This is a genomic window from Pseudomonadota bacterium, from assembly GCA_026388315.1.
GTDB lineage: Bacteria > Desulfobacterota > Syntrophorhabdia > Syntrophorhabdales > Syntrophorhabdaceae > MWEV01.
The window spans coordinates 1-14,875 of record JAPLKA010000082.1 but is presented as its reverse complement, the minus strand read 5'-3'; the positions used below and the strand labels follow the sequence as shown (position 1 = coordinate 14,875).

Below are 14,875 nucleotides of genomic sequence, written 5' to 3'. Positions count from 1 at the left end.
CTCCATTTAGTTTTTTAGCACTGCGCTGAACTTGCAGGTCTCGAAGCACTTGCCGCACTTTATGCAGATCGCCACATTAATCTCATGAACCTTTTTCTTCTCGCCGCTTATTGCTTCCACCGGACACGCCTTGGCACAAAGGGTACACCCCTTGCACGCATCGGCCTGTATGGAATAGGTAAGCAGAGGCGCACAACTATGGGCAGGACATTTCTTATCCCGGATATGGGCCTCATACTCCTCAGGGAAGTACTTGAGCGTAGTGAGCACAGGGTTGGGAGCTGTCTGCCCAAGCCCGCAAATAGTATTATTCCGTATCTGATACGCGAGATGCTGGAGGAGTTCCACGTCGCCTTCGCGGCCGTTTCCATCGGTGATCCTCTCGAGGATCTCGAGCATCCGCTTGGTGCCTATTCTGCAGAAGGTGCATTTACCGCATGATTCTTCCTGGGTAAAGGAAAGGAAGAACTTGGCCATTTCCACCATGCAGGTGGTCTCATCCAAAACCACAAGACCGCCGGAGCCCATGATGGCGCCCGTCTTGTTGATCTGCTGGTAGTCGATCTGGAGGTCACCCATGGAGGCAGGGATACATCCGCCCGATGGTCCGCCCATCTGTACAGCCTTAAACTTCTTTCCTCCCTTGATGCCGCCCCCTATGTCGTACACAATCTCATTTATGGTAATGCCCATGGGTACTTCTGCGAGTCCGCCCCGCTTAATCTTTCCCGCCAGGGCAAATACCTTGGTGCCTTTGCTGTTTTCCGTGCCCATGGAAGCGAAGGCCTCAGCCCCGTTCATGATGATCCAGGGAATATTGGCGAAGGTTTCCACGTTGTTAATATTGGTAGGCCTATCCCATAATCCCTTGTTGGCAGGGAAAGGAGGTCTAAACCGGGGCATACCCCGTTTGCCTTCGATGGACGCAATAAGGGCCGTTTCCTCTCCGCACACAAAGGCCCCGGCGCCTTCCTTGATCTTTATGGAAAAATTAACAGAAGAGCCAAAGATGTTCTTGCCGAGGAACCCTCGTGCCAGCGCCTCCCTGATCGAGTGTTTCAACCGGGCAACCGCCTTTGGATATTCTGCGCGCACATAAATGTATCCTTCCTCGGCGCCGATGGCATAGGCGCCGACCATCATGCCCTCAAGCACAGCGTGGGGATCGCTCTCCAGGGTGGACCGGTCCATGAAAGCACCCGGGTCTCCCTCGTCAGCATTGCAGATAATGTATTTCAATGTCCCTTCCGCCTGGCGGCAGAATTTCCACTTCACACCCGTAAGAAATCCTCCACCGCCCCGACCTCTCAGGCCTGATCTGGTCATGATATCAATGACCTGCTCAGGCGTATATTTTTTTATCACTGTTCGGATGGCCTTATAACCTCCGGCAGCAATATATTCGTCAATTGAATTCGGGTCAATAATGCCACAGTTTCTCAATACGATGCGCCGCTGTTTCTGAAAAAAGGCATCGTCCTGAGAGGGACCGGAGTTTTGAACAATCCATTCCTTCACAGGCATGTTCTTGAGTACATGGTCGGTCATGATCCTCGTTGCCTTTTCAGGGGTAACATCTCCGTACAGGAACGAATGGTTCTCCTCATCAATCACTTCCACCAAGGGTTCACGGTAGCACATGCCGTTGCATCCGGTTTCCTTCAACACCACCTGGATATTCTCTTTCTCAATCTCATGCTTTATGGCTTCGTAGGTCTTTTCGCCGCCGGCGGATACCCCGCAGGTACCAAGCCCGACTTTAATTGTTTTCATCCTCATTCTCCTCATCTTTTTTCGAAGGTCCCAAACATCTCCCTGACACAAAACCACGGTGACTACGCATTTCCGTTCGCTCTGAACTCCTTGAGCAGTTCCTTAACCTTCTTGGGCGTAAGCCGTCCAAAGGTATCGTCGTTTATCATAATAACCGGGGAAAGGGAACAGCACCCGAGACAGGCAACCTTCTGCAGGGTGAAGAGACCATCCTCAGTGGTCTCATCATTTCCGATCTGAAGCTCATCTTCCAGGGCCCTCAAGATGCCGTTAGAGGCGTTCACGTGACAGGCAGTCCCGTCACACATCTTGATGATGTTCTTACCCATAGGTTTCAGGCGGAACTGGGAGTAAAAGGTGATAACCCCATAGATCTCGGCCCCCGGAATCTCCACCACCTCGCTGATATGGTCAATGGCCGACTCCGGTATATAACCGTACGCCTCCTGGGCGGACTGAAGGAGCGGTATAAGCGCTCCCTTTTCGCCCTGGTACTTCCACAACTCCATCTTGAAGTCGTAAAACTGGCTGCCCGTATTTTCTTTTCTAATCTCTTCCTTCTGTAGCATATCTATTCTCCCTGATTATCGATGTCGTTCACCATACATGGACTGCACGGTTTTACTCAAACATGGTGATGATCGGCCATTCCTTGATTCTCAGGACGCCGTCGAGGGGCTTGAATTTATTCTTTATGGTGTTGTCGATTTCGCTGAAGCTTGTGCCTTTCATGAGGAGGACAATGTCATATTTGCCTCTCACGTAGTCACAATATACAACCTGGTCATTGAAGTAGAGGACCGGATAGATGGCTTCAAGTTTTTCCTTCTCAATCTCAAGCATCACGTAGGAAGATGCCCTGATTCTCACGGGCTGACTCGTATAGACTTCGCCTTCCTCTTTGTCCCTGCCAAGGGCTTTGTCCACAGAACTCATAATGTTTACCACGTTTTCTCCAAACAGCGGTGAGTCCACATTGAGAAGCGTCACATCCGCCACGCCTTCAATATTCTTTACTTCTTTTTCCAGTACATCCTGGATCTTATCAAACGTGGGGGCCTGGAGGAGCAGGACGATGTCAAAGTCACCCCTGATGGCATCACAGTACAGAACATTTTCCTGAAAATAAAGTTTCCTGTACACCTTGAGCAGGTTGGCGGAACTGTCGAGGGACAGAAGGGCGTAGGCGCTCACAGACTGGGCCAGTGCGGTGGATTCGGTTGGTGTACTCTCAGGGGCGGCGCTTTCCTCGCCCGCCATGTTGATCCCGGAGAGGACCCCGGCGAGGTCATCCATGCTGAACGGCTTCTCCAGGTAGGCATCTGCATGCTGGGTCGTGGCTTCCTCACGGGTTGCTTCACTGCCGTACCCGGTAATCACAATAACCGGGAGATTCGGATAATTGAATTTGATCACCTTCAGGAGCTTCAAGCCGTCGATATCGGGCAGTTTTATGTCCACAATTGCATAGTCCAGAGGGATTTTCTTTCTCTTGAACATTTCCAGGGCCTGGAGTGCCTTCATGCCGTTCTCGCAAGGTTCTGTCTGATAACCCTGCTGCATGAGACCCATCGAAACACTTCTTCTCAAAGATGGCTCATCGTCAATGAGTAACACTTTCTTTTCCGTTGCTCTTGCATACATGATTGTGGCTCCTTTTGTTAGTATTTGTTGTAATTCATATTACAATATAGAGCAATAAGGATGCCACTGACCAACTTCCTTGTAATTTCAGTGAGATAGGGATTTGAGGGGTATCGGATATGGTTACGCGGCTATAAAGAAACTTATCACTCAAGCCCGTAGATCAAGGATAGACAAGGCTTTGACTTACTGATAAGATTCTATACACTTATCAGTTACCCGTAACAGATTGATATTGTTCACTTGTTTGCTATTCAATAATTGTATAGCAGTATTTTTTACAGTAGCGAAGGATATAATGGCTGGATGGGAGGGCGGGCGGCAAAAAAAATTCCATGAAACTGACCGGGCACGATACAGGCAGAAACTATAACCGGAGACCCGAAGACCTGCCGGATGAAATTGCTCTAACAGTTAGAGCAATCGCCAAAATCGTCGGAAAGTCAACAAGGACGTTACTTCGCATGATTTAATCCTCCCGACATGTCATAAAACAAAACTGCATGCTCAAAACAGGTGTTAAAGATAAATTCTAAGATATAAACATGTCACAATTGGGTTTTATCCAATCCTTTCTTGACATGGAGTATGACATAACGCATAATTTAGCCCGATGAAACGGTACACGCTTCACAGGGATACATCCCCGAAAACCCCCCTTATTGAATATGAAAAAGAACTCAACAAGGAACAATTAAATGTAGTTTTGAGCGGTAACGGCCCCATCCTTGTTATAGCAGGCGCCGGGAGCGGAAAAACGAGGGTCGTTACATACAGGGTAGCCAGACTCCTTGAAATGGGTATATCGCCTAACAATATTCTGCTTCTCACATTTACAAATAAAGCAGCCCGTGAGATGCTCCACAGGGTTGAACATCTCGTTAAAACAGATACCCGCTACATCTATGGCGGAACATTTCACCACATAGGTAATATGATCTTGCGGCGTCACAGCGACCTTTTCGGCTTTACCAGGAACTTCACGATCCTCGACAATGAGGATGCAAAAGACCTCATAGAGCTCGCCGTAAAAGCATCCAAAATAGACAAAAAAGAGCGGAGGTTTCCAAAGGGCACGGTGCTCAAAGAGATATTTAGCTATTCCATTAATACAATGAAAAATGTCGAAGAAGGAATAAAGGAAAGGTTCCCTTATTTTTTAGATCTCATCGATGAAATTTCCATGATTCACAAGAAGTACATAGAAAAAAAGAAAATAACGAACTCAATGGATTTCGATGACCTTCTCTTTTACTGGCACAAAATGTTACTTGAAAACGAGGAGTTGAGGAAGTTTTACGCAATCGCCTTCCCCCATATCCTCGTGGACGAATATCAGGATACCAATAAAATCCAGGCAGAAATTGTTGATTTTATGGGACTTATCAACAGAAATGTCATGGTGGTGGGGGATGATGCCCAGAGTATTTATTCCTTTCGCGGTGCAAATTTTGAAAACATTCTCGAATTCCCGAAAAAATATGAGGAAGCAAAGGTTTTTAAACTTGAAACCAATTACAGAAGTACCCCTGAAATCCTGAAACTGGCTAATAACACCATATCCATAAATCAAAAACAATTCTCGAAAGAGCTGCGAAGCATACGGAAAAGTGGATTAATACCCGTTGTTACAAATCTGCGGGACGTGATGCAACAGGCAGAATTTGTGGCACAGAGGGTTCTGGAACTTAGAGACGAAGGCGTCCCGCTTAATGATATCGCAGTCCTGTACAGGGCACACTATCATTCCATGGAACTTCAGATGGAGTTTACCAGGAGAGATATACCGTTTGAAATAAGGAGCGGGCTCCGTTTTTTTGAACAGGCCCATATCAAGGATGTTGTTTCGTTCTTGAGGGTTATGGTTAATGCAAACGATGAAGTCTCATGGAAGAGAATGCTGAAGATATTTCCTCGTGTAGGAAAGAGAACGGCTGACTACATATATGAATATATAAAATCCACCGGAAATCCTGTTGATGAATTCGTCTCAAAAAGGATCGGGGATAAATTTAAAAATGTCCTGAAAGAAAATGTTGAAATATGGTCACGATTATTTAAAGAACTCCAGGGACTACACGAAGCCGACGCACTATCGGATATGATTTCCGCTGTATTAAAACATGGGTATGCGGAGTATCTGAAAAGCAACTACCCTAATTACGATTCAAGACTCGAAGATATTGGCCAGTTAATAGATTTTTCCTCAAAATACAATGATCTGGAATCTTTCCTGAGTGAGCTCTCCTTGATGAGCGGTGTAAGCGGTGAAGAGATTGTAGCCGCAGGCAGAGAAGACGAGAAAGTCATTCTGAGCACTGTCCATCAGGCAAAAGGACTGGAATGGAAGGCGGTCTTTATAGTATGGTGCGCCGAAGGGCGGTTCCCTAACCCAAAGGCCGTGGATGAAGGAAATATCGAAGAGGAACGAAGGTTGTTCTATGTTGCCACAACGAGGGCAATGGATGAATTGTATCTCTGTTACCCACTCCTCATCTACGACAGGCAGATAGGCCATATCATTATGAAACCGTCGCGGTTTATTTCAGAACTGAACGGCAACACCTATGATGAGTGGCAGGTGTCGGACTATTAAAAGCAGGGGTCGAGGGTTCAAGGGTCAGGAACTTCCTGATAGTTGATAGCAGGTGTCAGGTAGCCACAGGCTTTAGCCTGCGTACTGATAGCTAATAGCTGAAAACAGGTTCAAGGGGTCATGTGTTTTTAAATCACTCGACCCCTTTAATTAATAAATACCTTCTTATACCTTCCCATATCTTCAAGGGCTCTGCCTGCACCTAAGACAACAGAAAAGAGCGGATCATCAATAACGCGCACCCTGACACCTGTCTCCGCCTCAATCCGCTGACCAAGGCCTTTTAGCAGGGCACCGCCGCCTGTTAATATCATACCGGTTTCGTCCAAATCGGAGACAAACTCGGGAGGTAACTTTTCGAGAGCCCTTCTGATGGCGTCAATGATTGCCAATACAGGCTCTTCAATAGCCTCTCTCACTTCCTCTCTCGCTATCTTCAGGTTTTTCGGTATGCCGGTAATCATATCCTTGCCTACAATGCTGATCGGGCCTCCCTGAAAATCCGTTGGGTATACAGAGGCGGCTTCTATCTTTATCCTTTCTGAAGCACTATACCCGATTGCGACCTGATGCTTTTTCTGAAGGTATCTGACAATTGATTCATCAAGCTCATCTCCCGCAACCCGCAAGGATTCGCTGTAAGCGGTAGCTGAAAGGCTGATTATGGCTACCTCTGTTGTACCGCCGCCGATATCAATAACCATATTCCCCTTCGGCAGCTCTATGGGCAGATCTGAGCCAATGGCTGCGGCCATGGGTTCTTCGATAAGGAACACGTCTCTGATACCAACCTGGAAACAGGCATCCACAACCGCCTTCTTTTCAACCTGTGTAATCCCTGACGGCACGCCTACCACCATTTTAGGCTTTGAAATCTTCCTGTCCCTCCTCACAACGGTGAGAAAATATTTTATCATGGCCTTTGTAACATCAAAATCGGCAATAACTCCGTCCTTAAGGGGTCTGATAGCACTGATATTCGGGGGCGTCCTTCCAATATATTCCTTCGCCTCCTTTCCTACCGCTATAACCTTCCCGTTATTATTGTCGATTGCTACCACCGATGGCTCATTGAGTATAATACCCTCCCCTTTCATGTATATGAGCGTGTTTGCAGTACCAAGATCCATAGCAAGATGGGTGGAGAAAAATCCAAACAATTTACTGAAAAAATCCATGTCCCCTCCTTTTTTTTATTTATTTTTGAAAATTAATTTTCTTATGACCCGCCTTATCTAAAAGTCCCCAGATGTCTGTACTATCCTCCGGAAAACTGGATATTCCAATCTCTGCGTCATTCATTATATTATCCACTTTTTCTTCTGCGAGACCCTTGGCAATACTGTAATGTAAAACCCTCAGGATACTGTTTATTTCCGTTACATCGCTGTCCTTAAGCAAAACGGAGAAGTGCCCTCCCCTTTTTCGTGCAATATAGGCACGGGTACCCGCACAATTCCTTATAATATGAAATACTTTTTTAAGGAGCTTATTTGTAAAATCAAGGCCCATGTGTTTGTTACAAGCCTTTATACCGGAAAGTTTTATTGATAACAGTGAAAATTTCTCAGACTTTTTTATTATTTTATCTGAAATTTCAAGAAAAACCGGGAACTGAAGCGCATCGGTTACCGGCTCAAAATCCTTTAACTTTTCCAGGTTTTCCCTCATCCACAATGATGAGTAATATAATGACAGAAGGGTGGAGATATTTCTTAAAAAACCTATGGACTGTTCTTTCAAGTTATTGTCCGATAAGGAAACAAAACCAACCATACCGAAGGTCATGTCGTCGGTAATCAAAGGAAAGCCAAAGAATTGTTTTGCCCTCACCATTTCTCCGGGAAAAAATAAAGGTTTTTCCCTGAGAAATCTGCTGCTGTGGGGCAGTAAAAGCTCTCTCTCTCCTTCCATAACCACAGAGGCTATGCTGCTCCCCGCCGGACATTCTCTTTTGATATATTCGTTGCTATCGACTCCAAAAACATCATGAACAAACATTCTCCCGTTCTTTTCAATACCAACAAAACAAAAATCAGCATGGGAAAAATTGATACATTCTTTAAATACTTCATTTGCAGATATCTTTGACTGATTGAGCTCGTTGAAGAGGTTTAAGATTCTTCTTTCCGTATTAAGCTCATCGAGCTTCTCCTCCATATCGAAAAAACGTTTTTCATTCTCAATCTCTTCATGAATGGCGGTGACAAAAGAGCTGAGGATCTTCTTTTCTTTATCCGTAAAAACCCATTTTTTCTTGCTGTCAACGATTATAACGCCTTCGTCCTCCATGGGAAACCCCATGAAAGATTTAATCCCTTCAGAATTCCCATAATAGCCGAGTGTGCCTTCATCCTTATCAAAATTAGGGATAATGAGCGGCTCATTGTGTTTCATAACCCACCCCGGCAGGGACCCGTCAATAGGAATACTTCTATTTTTATCAAAACTGTTTGCGAATGAGACATATGAAAGACACCTTAAATTTTCCCTGTGTTTTATGAAGAGAGCTACAGTAAATGCTTCATAAACGTTGAATATGAGGTTTGTGAAACCGTCTATCATGCCCATAGGAGAATTATGTCACTAACTGTTCACTGCTGTCAAGGCTGGAAGCGTTGTATTCATCGAAATGAATATGGCCTTCAATATTTAACCGTTCAATAACCTTACAGAAATTACATATATCGCCATATGTTGGATACCCGCATTTTGAACAAAAATTCTCAGCACTTTTACTGTCTTCGTTTTTATGGGCGGCAAAAGTTTTTAAGTATCCTTTTATGAACTGTATCTTTGTTCCTGGTGAAGATTCTTCAAGTTTGTTCAATATTCCTTTATATATCAATGTCTTGGCGCCAACAGAAAAAGGGCATTCGTCATGGATATAGTCTATATTGTTCAAAATGGCATAGGCGGCAATCTCTCTCTCAGAACACAAAAAGAAGGGCTTCACCTTTTTGGATAGGTGCCCTTCCCTGCCTTCCAGCACCAGGTTCTTTTTTCCAAGATATTCTTCTTTCCAGTAAAGCATATTTCCGAAGAGCGCAGAGGCTTCATCATCAATATTATGACCTGTAATGAGCGTTGTATAGCCTTTGTCCATACATATCCTGTTCATGACATAACGTTTTATCATGCCGCAGGCGGAGCATGGCACCCTCCTCATGGCCTTTGCAAGTTCATCGATGCCCTTCCCGAGGATGTTGCGGAGATTGAAGGTATAGACCTTTCTTTTCAGTAAATCGGCCATTTTTATTATCCTGGAAAGCGAAATATCCGAATAATCCCCTATTCCGAGATGGATATAAATACCATCGGCAGGATAACCGAGTTTGTTCAGCATAGACCAGATGGAAAGACTGTCTTTTCCACCCGATACGGCTACAATTGGTTTTTCGCCTTCTTCAATGAGGTGATATTTTTTAATGGTAGTAAGGGTTCTGTTTTCTAAAAAAGAGATAAAATCAGGTGCACAAAGTGCGGTACTATACGCCTTCAAGCTGATACTTGCCGGTTCGCCGCATACCCTGCACTTCAACCGCCCGATACCACCTTTATGAATTTTACCGCATCATCTTTGCCTGCCCTGTAATCTTCCGTAACAAGCCGGTTGTTAACCATGGCAAGATGGGTCTCCCTGTTCAGCGAAAGATGTTCCATCAGCCTATAGATTGCCATGGGTTTGTCATATTCGAGCGTCTTACCGTCACATTCGACTTTCATGGCTAATACATAGCACACCAGAGGAATGTTGTCAAAAACTGCGGGGACAGAAGCAAGGAATCACTTATACTTGTTTTTAATTATTTTTGCAGACAGGTTTCTCAGGGTACCGTCTTCCTGCATAGCCTTCAGGATTTCATTCACCTTTTTAAGTAAGGCATTATCTCCTTTGCGGAGGGCCACAGCAATTTTATCCCTGCGGAGAGGCTCACTCAATGGTTCTAAGTTGAATTTCTTTGTGCCGGCAACATAATTGGCTACTATTTCGTCCGTAATTACACCATCTATAAGCTTATTGTGAAGCGCCAAAAGGGCCTGATCACTGGTATTAAAGGTACGGATATTGACTTCTCCCATTCTTTTGGCATCACTTTCAAACATCGTCCCTGCCTCAACACCAATGATTTTTCCTTTCATATCTGCATGAGACTTATATGGCGCATCCTTACTAACCACAAGAACAGATTTACTATAGTAATAAGGTATAGAGAAGTTTACCAACACCATCCGTTCATCGGTGACAGACATGCTACTGACAATACCATCATATACCCCTGCATTCAAATTGTTGATGATGTCTTTCCACTCAGTGTCGATTAGTTTCGGTTGCACGCCCAGCCTTTTTGCGATTTCATTTGCCACATCGACATCATATCCAACCAATTCAGTTCTATTATTATAAAAACAGAACGGTGGATAGCCGCTACTCATGCCGAAACCCATGTAACCGGCCTTATTTACCCTGTCCAAAGAATTATCGCTGTTTGATGAGCAGGTAGAAATCAAAAATATACACGTCAAACATAAAACGACGGTCCATATGGTTTTACTGATTTTACCCATCTGATTATTTCCCCCTTTTAGCTTACAAATACATACAAATATCTACTTTATAGCCAATCCTGCAAATAATATCAAGCGATAATAATGAGTTGCCGGTAATTGATTTTGCGAAAATAATGATTATAATAAATAACAACGATTAGCTGATAGTGGAGAGTATAGAGCGTGGAGCCCCCGCTACGCGAGGACAGGCGTAGAGGGAAAACCGGTATATTCTTGCTATACGCTATACGCTAATTTAATTATGGGGTGAAATATGAACTGGGATAAATTAACGATAAAGGCCCAGGAGGCCATAGCTGATGCCCAGAAACGGGCCGAAGCGAACAGAAATCAAATGATAGAAAATGAACACCTTCTTTACGGCCTTGTGTCTCAGAAAGAGGGAATAGTAAAACCTATCCTTGATAAGCTGGGGGCGAACACTAATTACATAATGAACGACCTGGAGAGGGAATTCAAGAAGCTGCCTCAGATAGAAGGCGCCGCACAGGTCTATATATCCCCTCACCTTAAACAAGCAATTGACATAGCATTTAACGAAGCAGAAAGACTAAAGGACGAATATGTAAGTACAGAGCATCTCCTTATAGGCATTACCGATGTAAACGAAAGCCCTGCTTCACGGATATTAAAAGATTATGGTGTCACAAAGGATAAAATATACACCGTCTTAAAGGATATGCGCGGTTCACAGAGGGTAACCGATCAAGCCCCGGAGGAGAAGTATCAGGCATTACAAAGATACTGCAGGGACCTTACCGAAGAGGCCCGGAAGGGCAAACTCGACCCTGTTATAGGGAGGGATGAGGAAGTAAGGCGGGTCATGCAGGTGCTTTCACGGAGAACAAAAAACAATCCCGTTATTATCGGTGAGCCAGGCGTCGGGAAAACAGCAATCGTTGAGGGGTTGGCCCAGAGGATTATAAGCGGCGACATCCCTGAAACGTTGAAAAATAAGAAAGTTCTTGCCCTTGACCTCGGGGCCATGCTTGCAGGAGCAAAATTCAGGGGTGAATTTGAGGACAGGTTGAAGGCAGTATTGAAAGAGATTGACGAGGCATCCGGTTCTATAATTCTTTTCATAGATGAACTTCACACGATTGTCGGCGCTGGGAATGCGCAGGGGGCAATCGATGCATCAAACATGCTAAAACCGGCTCTGGCAAGAGGTGAACTCCGCTGCATAGGCGCAACAACGCTTGATGAATACAGAAAATATATTGAAAAAGATGCCGCCCTTGAGAGAAGGTTTCAACCCGTGAAGGTAGGTGAACCATCGGTTGAGGAAACGATAGCGATTTTAAGGGGACTAAAAGAAAAGTATGAACTTCATCACGGGGTGAGGATAAAAGACTCGGCGCTCATCGCTGCGGCTACCCTATCACACCGCTACATTACAGACAGGTTTTTGCCGGACAAGGCAATAGATTTAATCGACGAAGCTGCTTCAAAGTTAAGGATGGAAATTGACAGCGTACCAACCGAGATCGATGAGATTGACAGAAAAATAATTCAGGTTCAGATTGAGATAGAAGCATTGAAAAAGGAAAAAGACACGGCCTCAAAAGAAAGAAAAGTAAGGCTCGAACAAGATCTGGAAGAAATGAGGGTAGAGGTAAATGAAAAGAGGAAGCACTGGGAAAAAGAAAAAGCTCTGATTATGAGTATAGGTGAAATTAAAGAAAAAATTGACAGGGCAAGGACTGAGGCGGAAGAGGCAGAACGGGCAGGCAATTTCGGGAAGGTTGCAGAAATAAGGTATGGCACCATTTCCGCTCTCGAACAGGAACAGAAAGAAAAAAACAACGAACTCTTAGAACTACAGAAAAACATTAAGATGCTCAATGAAGAAGTTGATGAAGAGGATATAGCAAAGGTAGTTTCAAAATGGACCGGCATACCGGTCTCAAGGATGCTTGAAGGGGAAATGGAAAAACTTGTCAGCATGGAGGAGAGGATTCATAAAAGGGTTGTAGGCCAGGACGAAGCCATTGAGGCCGTATCAAGCACAATAAGGAGAGCACGGGCAGGACTCCAGGATCCAAACAGGCCGCTCGGTTCATTCCTGTTTTTAGGACCCACAGGGGTCGGCAAGACCGAACTTGCAAAAGCACTTGCTGAATTCCTCTTTGATAATGAACAGGCAATCGTGAGAATTGACATGAGCGAATTCATGGAAAAACACTCTGTATCAAGACTTATAGGCGCTCCTCCCGGATATGTAGGTTATGAAGAAGGTGGTTATCTCACAGAAGCAGTGCGGAGAAAACCCTATTCTATAATCCTGATGGATGAGGTGGAAAAGGCCCACCCCGAAGTATTCAATGTCCTTTTGCAGGTTCTTGATGATGGAAGGCTTACGGATGGCCAGGGAAGGACAGTGGACTTTAAAAATACTGTCATCATCATGACATCCAACATCGGAAGCCAGTGGATAACTGAACTTGCCGGAAAAGACTATGATGAGTTGAAACGACGGGTAATGGAGGGTGTAAAGGCCCATTTCAAACCGGAATTTCTCAACAGAATCGATGAAATCATTATTTTCAGGTCGCTTTCCATTGAAAACATAAAACATATCGCCGACCTCCAGCTTGCATACCTGGTTAAGAGGGTTGAAGAGAAAGGAATTGAGCTCATATTCACTGACAAGTTGAAAAATATGATAGCCAGGGAAGGATATGACCCTGTCTACGGAGCAAGACCATTAAAGCGACTCATCCAGAAGAAACTCCAGGATGCCCTTGCAATGATGATATTAAAAGGTGACGTCAAAGAGGGCGACAAAGTCAAAGTGGATGTAGATGCAAAGGGAAACGTGACATTCAAAAAATAAGGAGCCAGTTTTGCCTTCCGCCCTCCAAAGTCAAGGATAAACGGCCTGTTGCCCAAACAGTATGTTTTATCGGGTGTCACAATGAAGGTCTCCTCGTCGTCATAACGTTGGCAGGAGATAATGGTTTTTGCTACGTTCTCTCATTCTCAGGATATACAAACCAAATGTTATTATAAAAAGCTCAATTGGTTGGCAGATATCTGTTTTAATTGCGGTGAGCAATGGAAGGGTAAGCGCCCCCTTTGTTGGTTGCTTTGCATACCGGATCAATACCTGGATGTTTTGGATAGCCGCAATAAGGTATTCCTGAATAGCAACCTTCCATACGCCTCTCCACCGTGCTCTATCGAATCCGAACCGTGTGCTCCTTGCATAGGAACGTTCCATGAGGTGCTTGCGGGTTTTGAGGTCGCTTCTGGCCTGGTGGCTCCGGGCTATCGTGAGCATTAGGTCAAGTTCTTCCTGACGGACATGCCGTTGCACAGTTCGTGGTCCTCTGCTTTTGGTACAATCGGACCGTGCAGCACAGACAGCACAATCTTTCTTTGATGCGGCGTATTCGATGTTCTGCTTGTTTTCATGGAGTGTTCTTTTCTTGAGGGTTTTCCCGGCAGGACAGGTGTACGTGTCCGTCTCCTTATCGTAGGCAAACCGGTCTTCCGGGAATATGCCCTCCCGGGAACCGGTATTGTCGTTCAGAAGTTTTACCACCGGCATGTGAGCCTTTATCCCTTCGTCATGACAGGTAATGAGGTTTTCCTTTGTCCCGTAAAGGCTGTCGGCAACAACGGCGGTTATCTTACTGCCCGTATTGGCTTCATGGCTCTCAATGAGATGAGCCATCTTGTGGCCTTCATTCACTGCACCCGGTGTGACTTCTACAGCGGTGATAATCTCATGTTCCGGATCTACTGCCCGGTGGGTCTTGTATTGGAGCTTCGGTTTTCCTTTCCCGTGACGTACGATGGATGCATCGGGATCGGTGGTTGAAGCATATCTCCTGTTGACATCACTATAGGGGGACCCAGAGTATCATCCAGTCTATTTTCCAATTCCTGATAGCCCGTATCGAGATACCGTTTTAAAGAATGGGTATCAACTACAGAGTTGTTCGATGCGTTGGCATCGATAAGGCTTGCATCCATGAATATCTTTGTTCCATCGACGAGTCCTGCGTTGACACACTGAACCACTATACGTTCAAAGAAATGTTGGAAGATTCCTTTTCCCCATCTCTTCCGTGCCTTGGATAAGACACTGTGATCAGGAATACCGGAGTCGAGATTGTAGCCCAGAAACCATAACCAGTCTATTCGTTCAGGGATGGTTTCCATGAGTTCCCGTTCTGAACGGATGTTGTAAAAGAAAAAAAGAAATATGAGTTTTAAAATAACAGGAGGAGGAACGGAGACATTGCCATTTTGACCGTATTTATCTTCAACCTCTTTGTAGAT

The 14,875-nt window shown here is 44.9% G+C and carries 12 protein-coding genes; 2 read left to right on the top strand and 10 right to left on the bottom strand.

What is annotated here, in order from left to right:
• Positions 1-6: 6 nt before the first annotated feature.
• The 3 genes from NTX75_11180 to NTX75_11170 form a co-directional block, all read right to left on the bottom strand.
• Positions 7-1,524: a 4Fe-4S binding protein gene (locus NTX75_11180; GenBank protein MCX5816782.1), complete on the bottom strand. Its 1,518-nt coding sequence runs from the start codon at positions 1,522-1,524 to the stop codon at positions 7-9.
• Positions 1,525-1,835: 311 nt separating this feature from the next.
• Complete coding sequence (nuoE, locus tag NTX75_11175; GenBank protein MCX5816781.1) at positions 1,836-2,282, bottom strand: NADH-quinone oxidoreductase subunit NuoE; 447 nt, start codon at positions 2,280-2,282, stop codon at positions 1,836-1,838.
• Positions 2,283-2,394: 112 nt separating this feature from the next.
• Positions 2,395-3,417 carry a response regulator gene (locus NTX75_11170; protein MCX5816780.1) on the bottom strand — a complete coding sequence of 341 codons (1,023 nt, stop codon included), beginning with the start codon at positions 3,415-3,417 and terminating at the stop codon, positions 2,395-2,397.
• Between the two features lie 613 nt (positions 3,418-4,030).
• Here NTX75_11170 and NTX75_11165 point away from each other — a divergent pair.
• Positions 4,031-6,013 (top strand): ATP-dependent helicase, encoded by a 1,983-nt coding sequence (locus NTX75_11165; protein MCX5816779.1) that lies wholly within the window; start codon positions 4,031-4,033, stop codon positions 6,011-6,013.
• Between the two features lie 146 nt (positions 6,014-6,159).
• Here NTX75_11165 and NTX75_11160 read toward each other — a convergent pair whose 3' ends face one another.
• The 5 genes from NTX75_11160 to NTX75_11140 all read right to left on the bottom strand — a co-directional run bounded on the left by NTX75_11160 (position 6,160) and on the right by NTX75_11140 (position 10,582).
• Positions 6,160-7,191: a rod shape-determining protein gene (locus tag NTX75_11160; GenBank protein MCX5816778.1), complete on the bottom strand. Its 1,032-nt coding sequence runs from the start codon at positions 7,189-7,191 to the stop codon at positions 6,160-6,162.
• 19 nt (positions 7,192-7,210) lie between these two features.
• On the bottom strand, positions 7,211-8,410 hold the full coding sequence (locus tag NTX75_11155) for a diguanylate cyclase (protein MCX5816777.1): 1,200 nt from the start codon (positions 8,408-8,410) through the stop codon (positions 7,211-7,213).
• 181 nt (positions 8,411-8,591) lie between these two features.
• Positions 8,592-9,554 (bottom strand): TIGR00269 family protein, encoded by a 963-nt coding sequence (locus tag NTX75_11150; protein MCX5816776.1) that lies wholly within the window; start codon positions 9,552-9,554, stop codon positions 8,592-8,594.
• Positions 9,551-9,739, bottom strand: a complete 189-nt coding sequence (locus NTX75_11145) for a MoaD/ThiS family protein (GenBank protein ID MCX5816775.1) — start codon at positions 9,737-9,739, stop codon at positions 9,551-9,553. Before NTX75_11145 ends, NTX75_11150 begins: the two co-directional genes overlap by 4 nt.
• Before the next feature lie 60 nt (positions 9,740-9,799).
• Positions 9,800-10,582: a transporter substrate-binding domain-containing protein gene (locus NTX75_11140; GenBank protein ID MCX5816774.1), complete on the bottom strand. Its 783-nt coding sequence runs from the start codon at positions 10,580-10,582 to the stop codon at positions 9,800-9,802.
• A 256-nt stretch (positions 10,583-10,838) separates the two neighbouring features.
• Between NTX75_11140 and clpB the strand changes: the two genes are divergently transcribed.
• Positions 10,839-13,421: an ATP-dependent chaperone ClpB gene (gene clpB / locus NTX75_11135; GenBank protein ID MCX5816773.1), complete on the top strand. Its 2,583-nt coding sequence runs from the start codon at positions 10,839-10,841 to the stop codon at positions 13,419-13,421.
• Positions 13,422-13,520: 99 nt separating this feature from the next.
• On the opposite strand, the gene NTX75_11130 is transcribed toward clpB, so the two are convergent.
• Together NTX75_11130 and NTX75_11125 are read right to left on the bottom strand one after the other, a co-directional pair.
• A complete protein-coding gene (locus NTX75_11130) occupies positions 13,521-14,387 on the bottom strand; it encodes a transposase (GenBank protein ID MCX5816772.1) in 867 nt (288 codons plus the stop codon).
• Positions 14,330-14,875, bottom strand: a 546-nt coding sequence (locus tag NTX75_11125; GenBank protein ID MCX5816771.1) for a transposase, incomplete at its 5' end; no start/stop codon positions are given. The genes NTX75_11125 and NTX75_11130, both read right to left, overlap by 58 nt.

Coding starts and splice junctions, on each gene's coding strand:
- NTX75_11165 (MCX5816779.1), top strand. CDS start 4,031: ATGAAACGGTACACGCTTCACAGGGATACATCCCCGAAAACCCCCCTT.
- nuoE (MCX5816781.1), bottom strand. CDS start 2,282: ATGGAGTTGTGGAAGTACCAGGGCGAAAAGGGAGCGCTTATACCGCTC.
- NTX75_11140 (MCX5816774.1), bottom strand. CDS start 10,582: ATGGGTAAAATCAGTAAAACCATATGGACCGTCGTTTTATGTTTGACG.
- clpB (MCX5816773.1), top strand. CDS start 10,839: ATGAACTGGGATAAATTAACGATAAAGGCCCAGGAGGCCATAGCTGAT.
- NTX75_11160 (MCX5816778.1), bottom strand. CDS start 7,191: ATGGATTTTTTCAGTAAATTGTTTGGATTTTTCTCCACCCATCTTGCT.
- NTX75_11170 (MCX5816780.1), bottom strand. CDS start 3,417: ATGTATGCAAGAGCAACGGAAAAGAAAGTGTTACTCATTGACGATGAG.
- NTX75_11180 (MCX5816782.1), bottom strand. CDS start 1,524: ATGCCTGTGAAGGAATGGATTGTTCAAAACTCCGGTCCCTCTCAGGAC.
- NTX75_11145 (MCX5816775.1), bottom strand. CDS start 9,739: ATGAAAGTCGAATGTGACGGTAAGACGCTCGAATATGACAAACCCATG.
- NTX75_11155 (MCX5816777.1), bottom strand. CDS start 8,410: ATGAAACACAATGAGCCGCTCATTATCCCTAATTTTGATAAGGATGAA.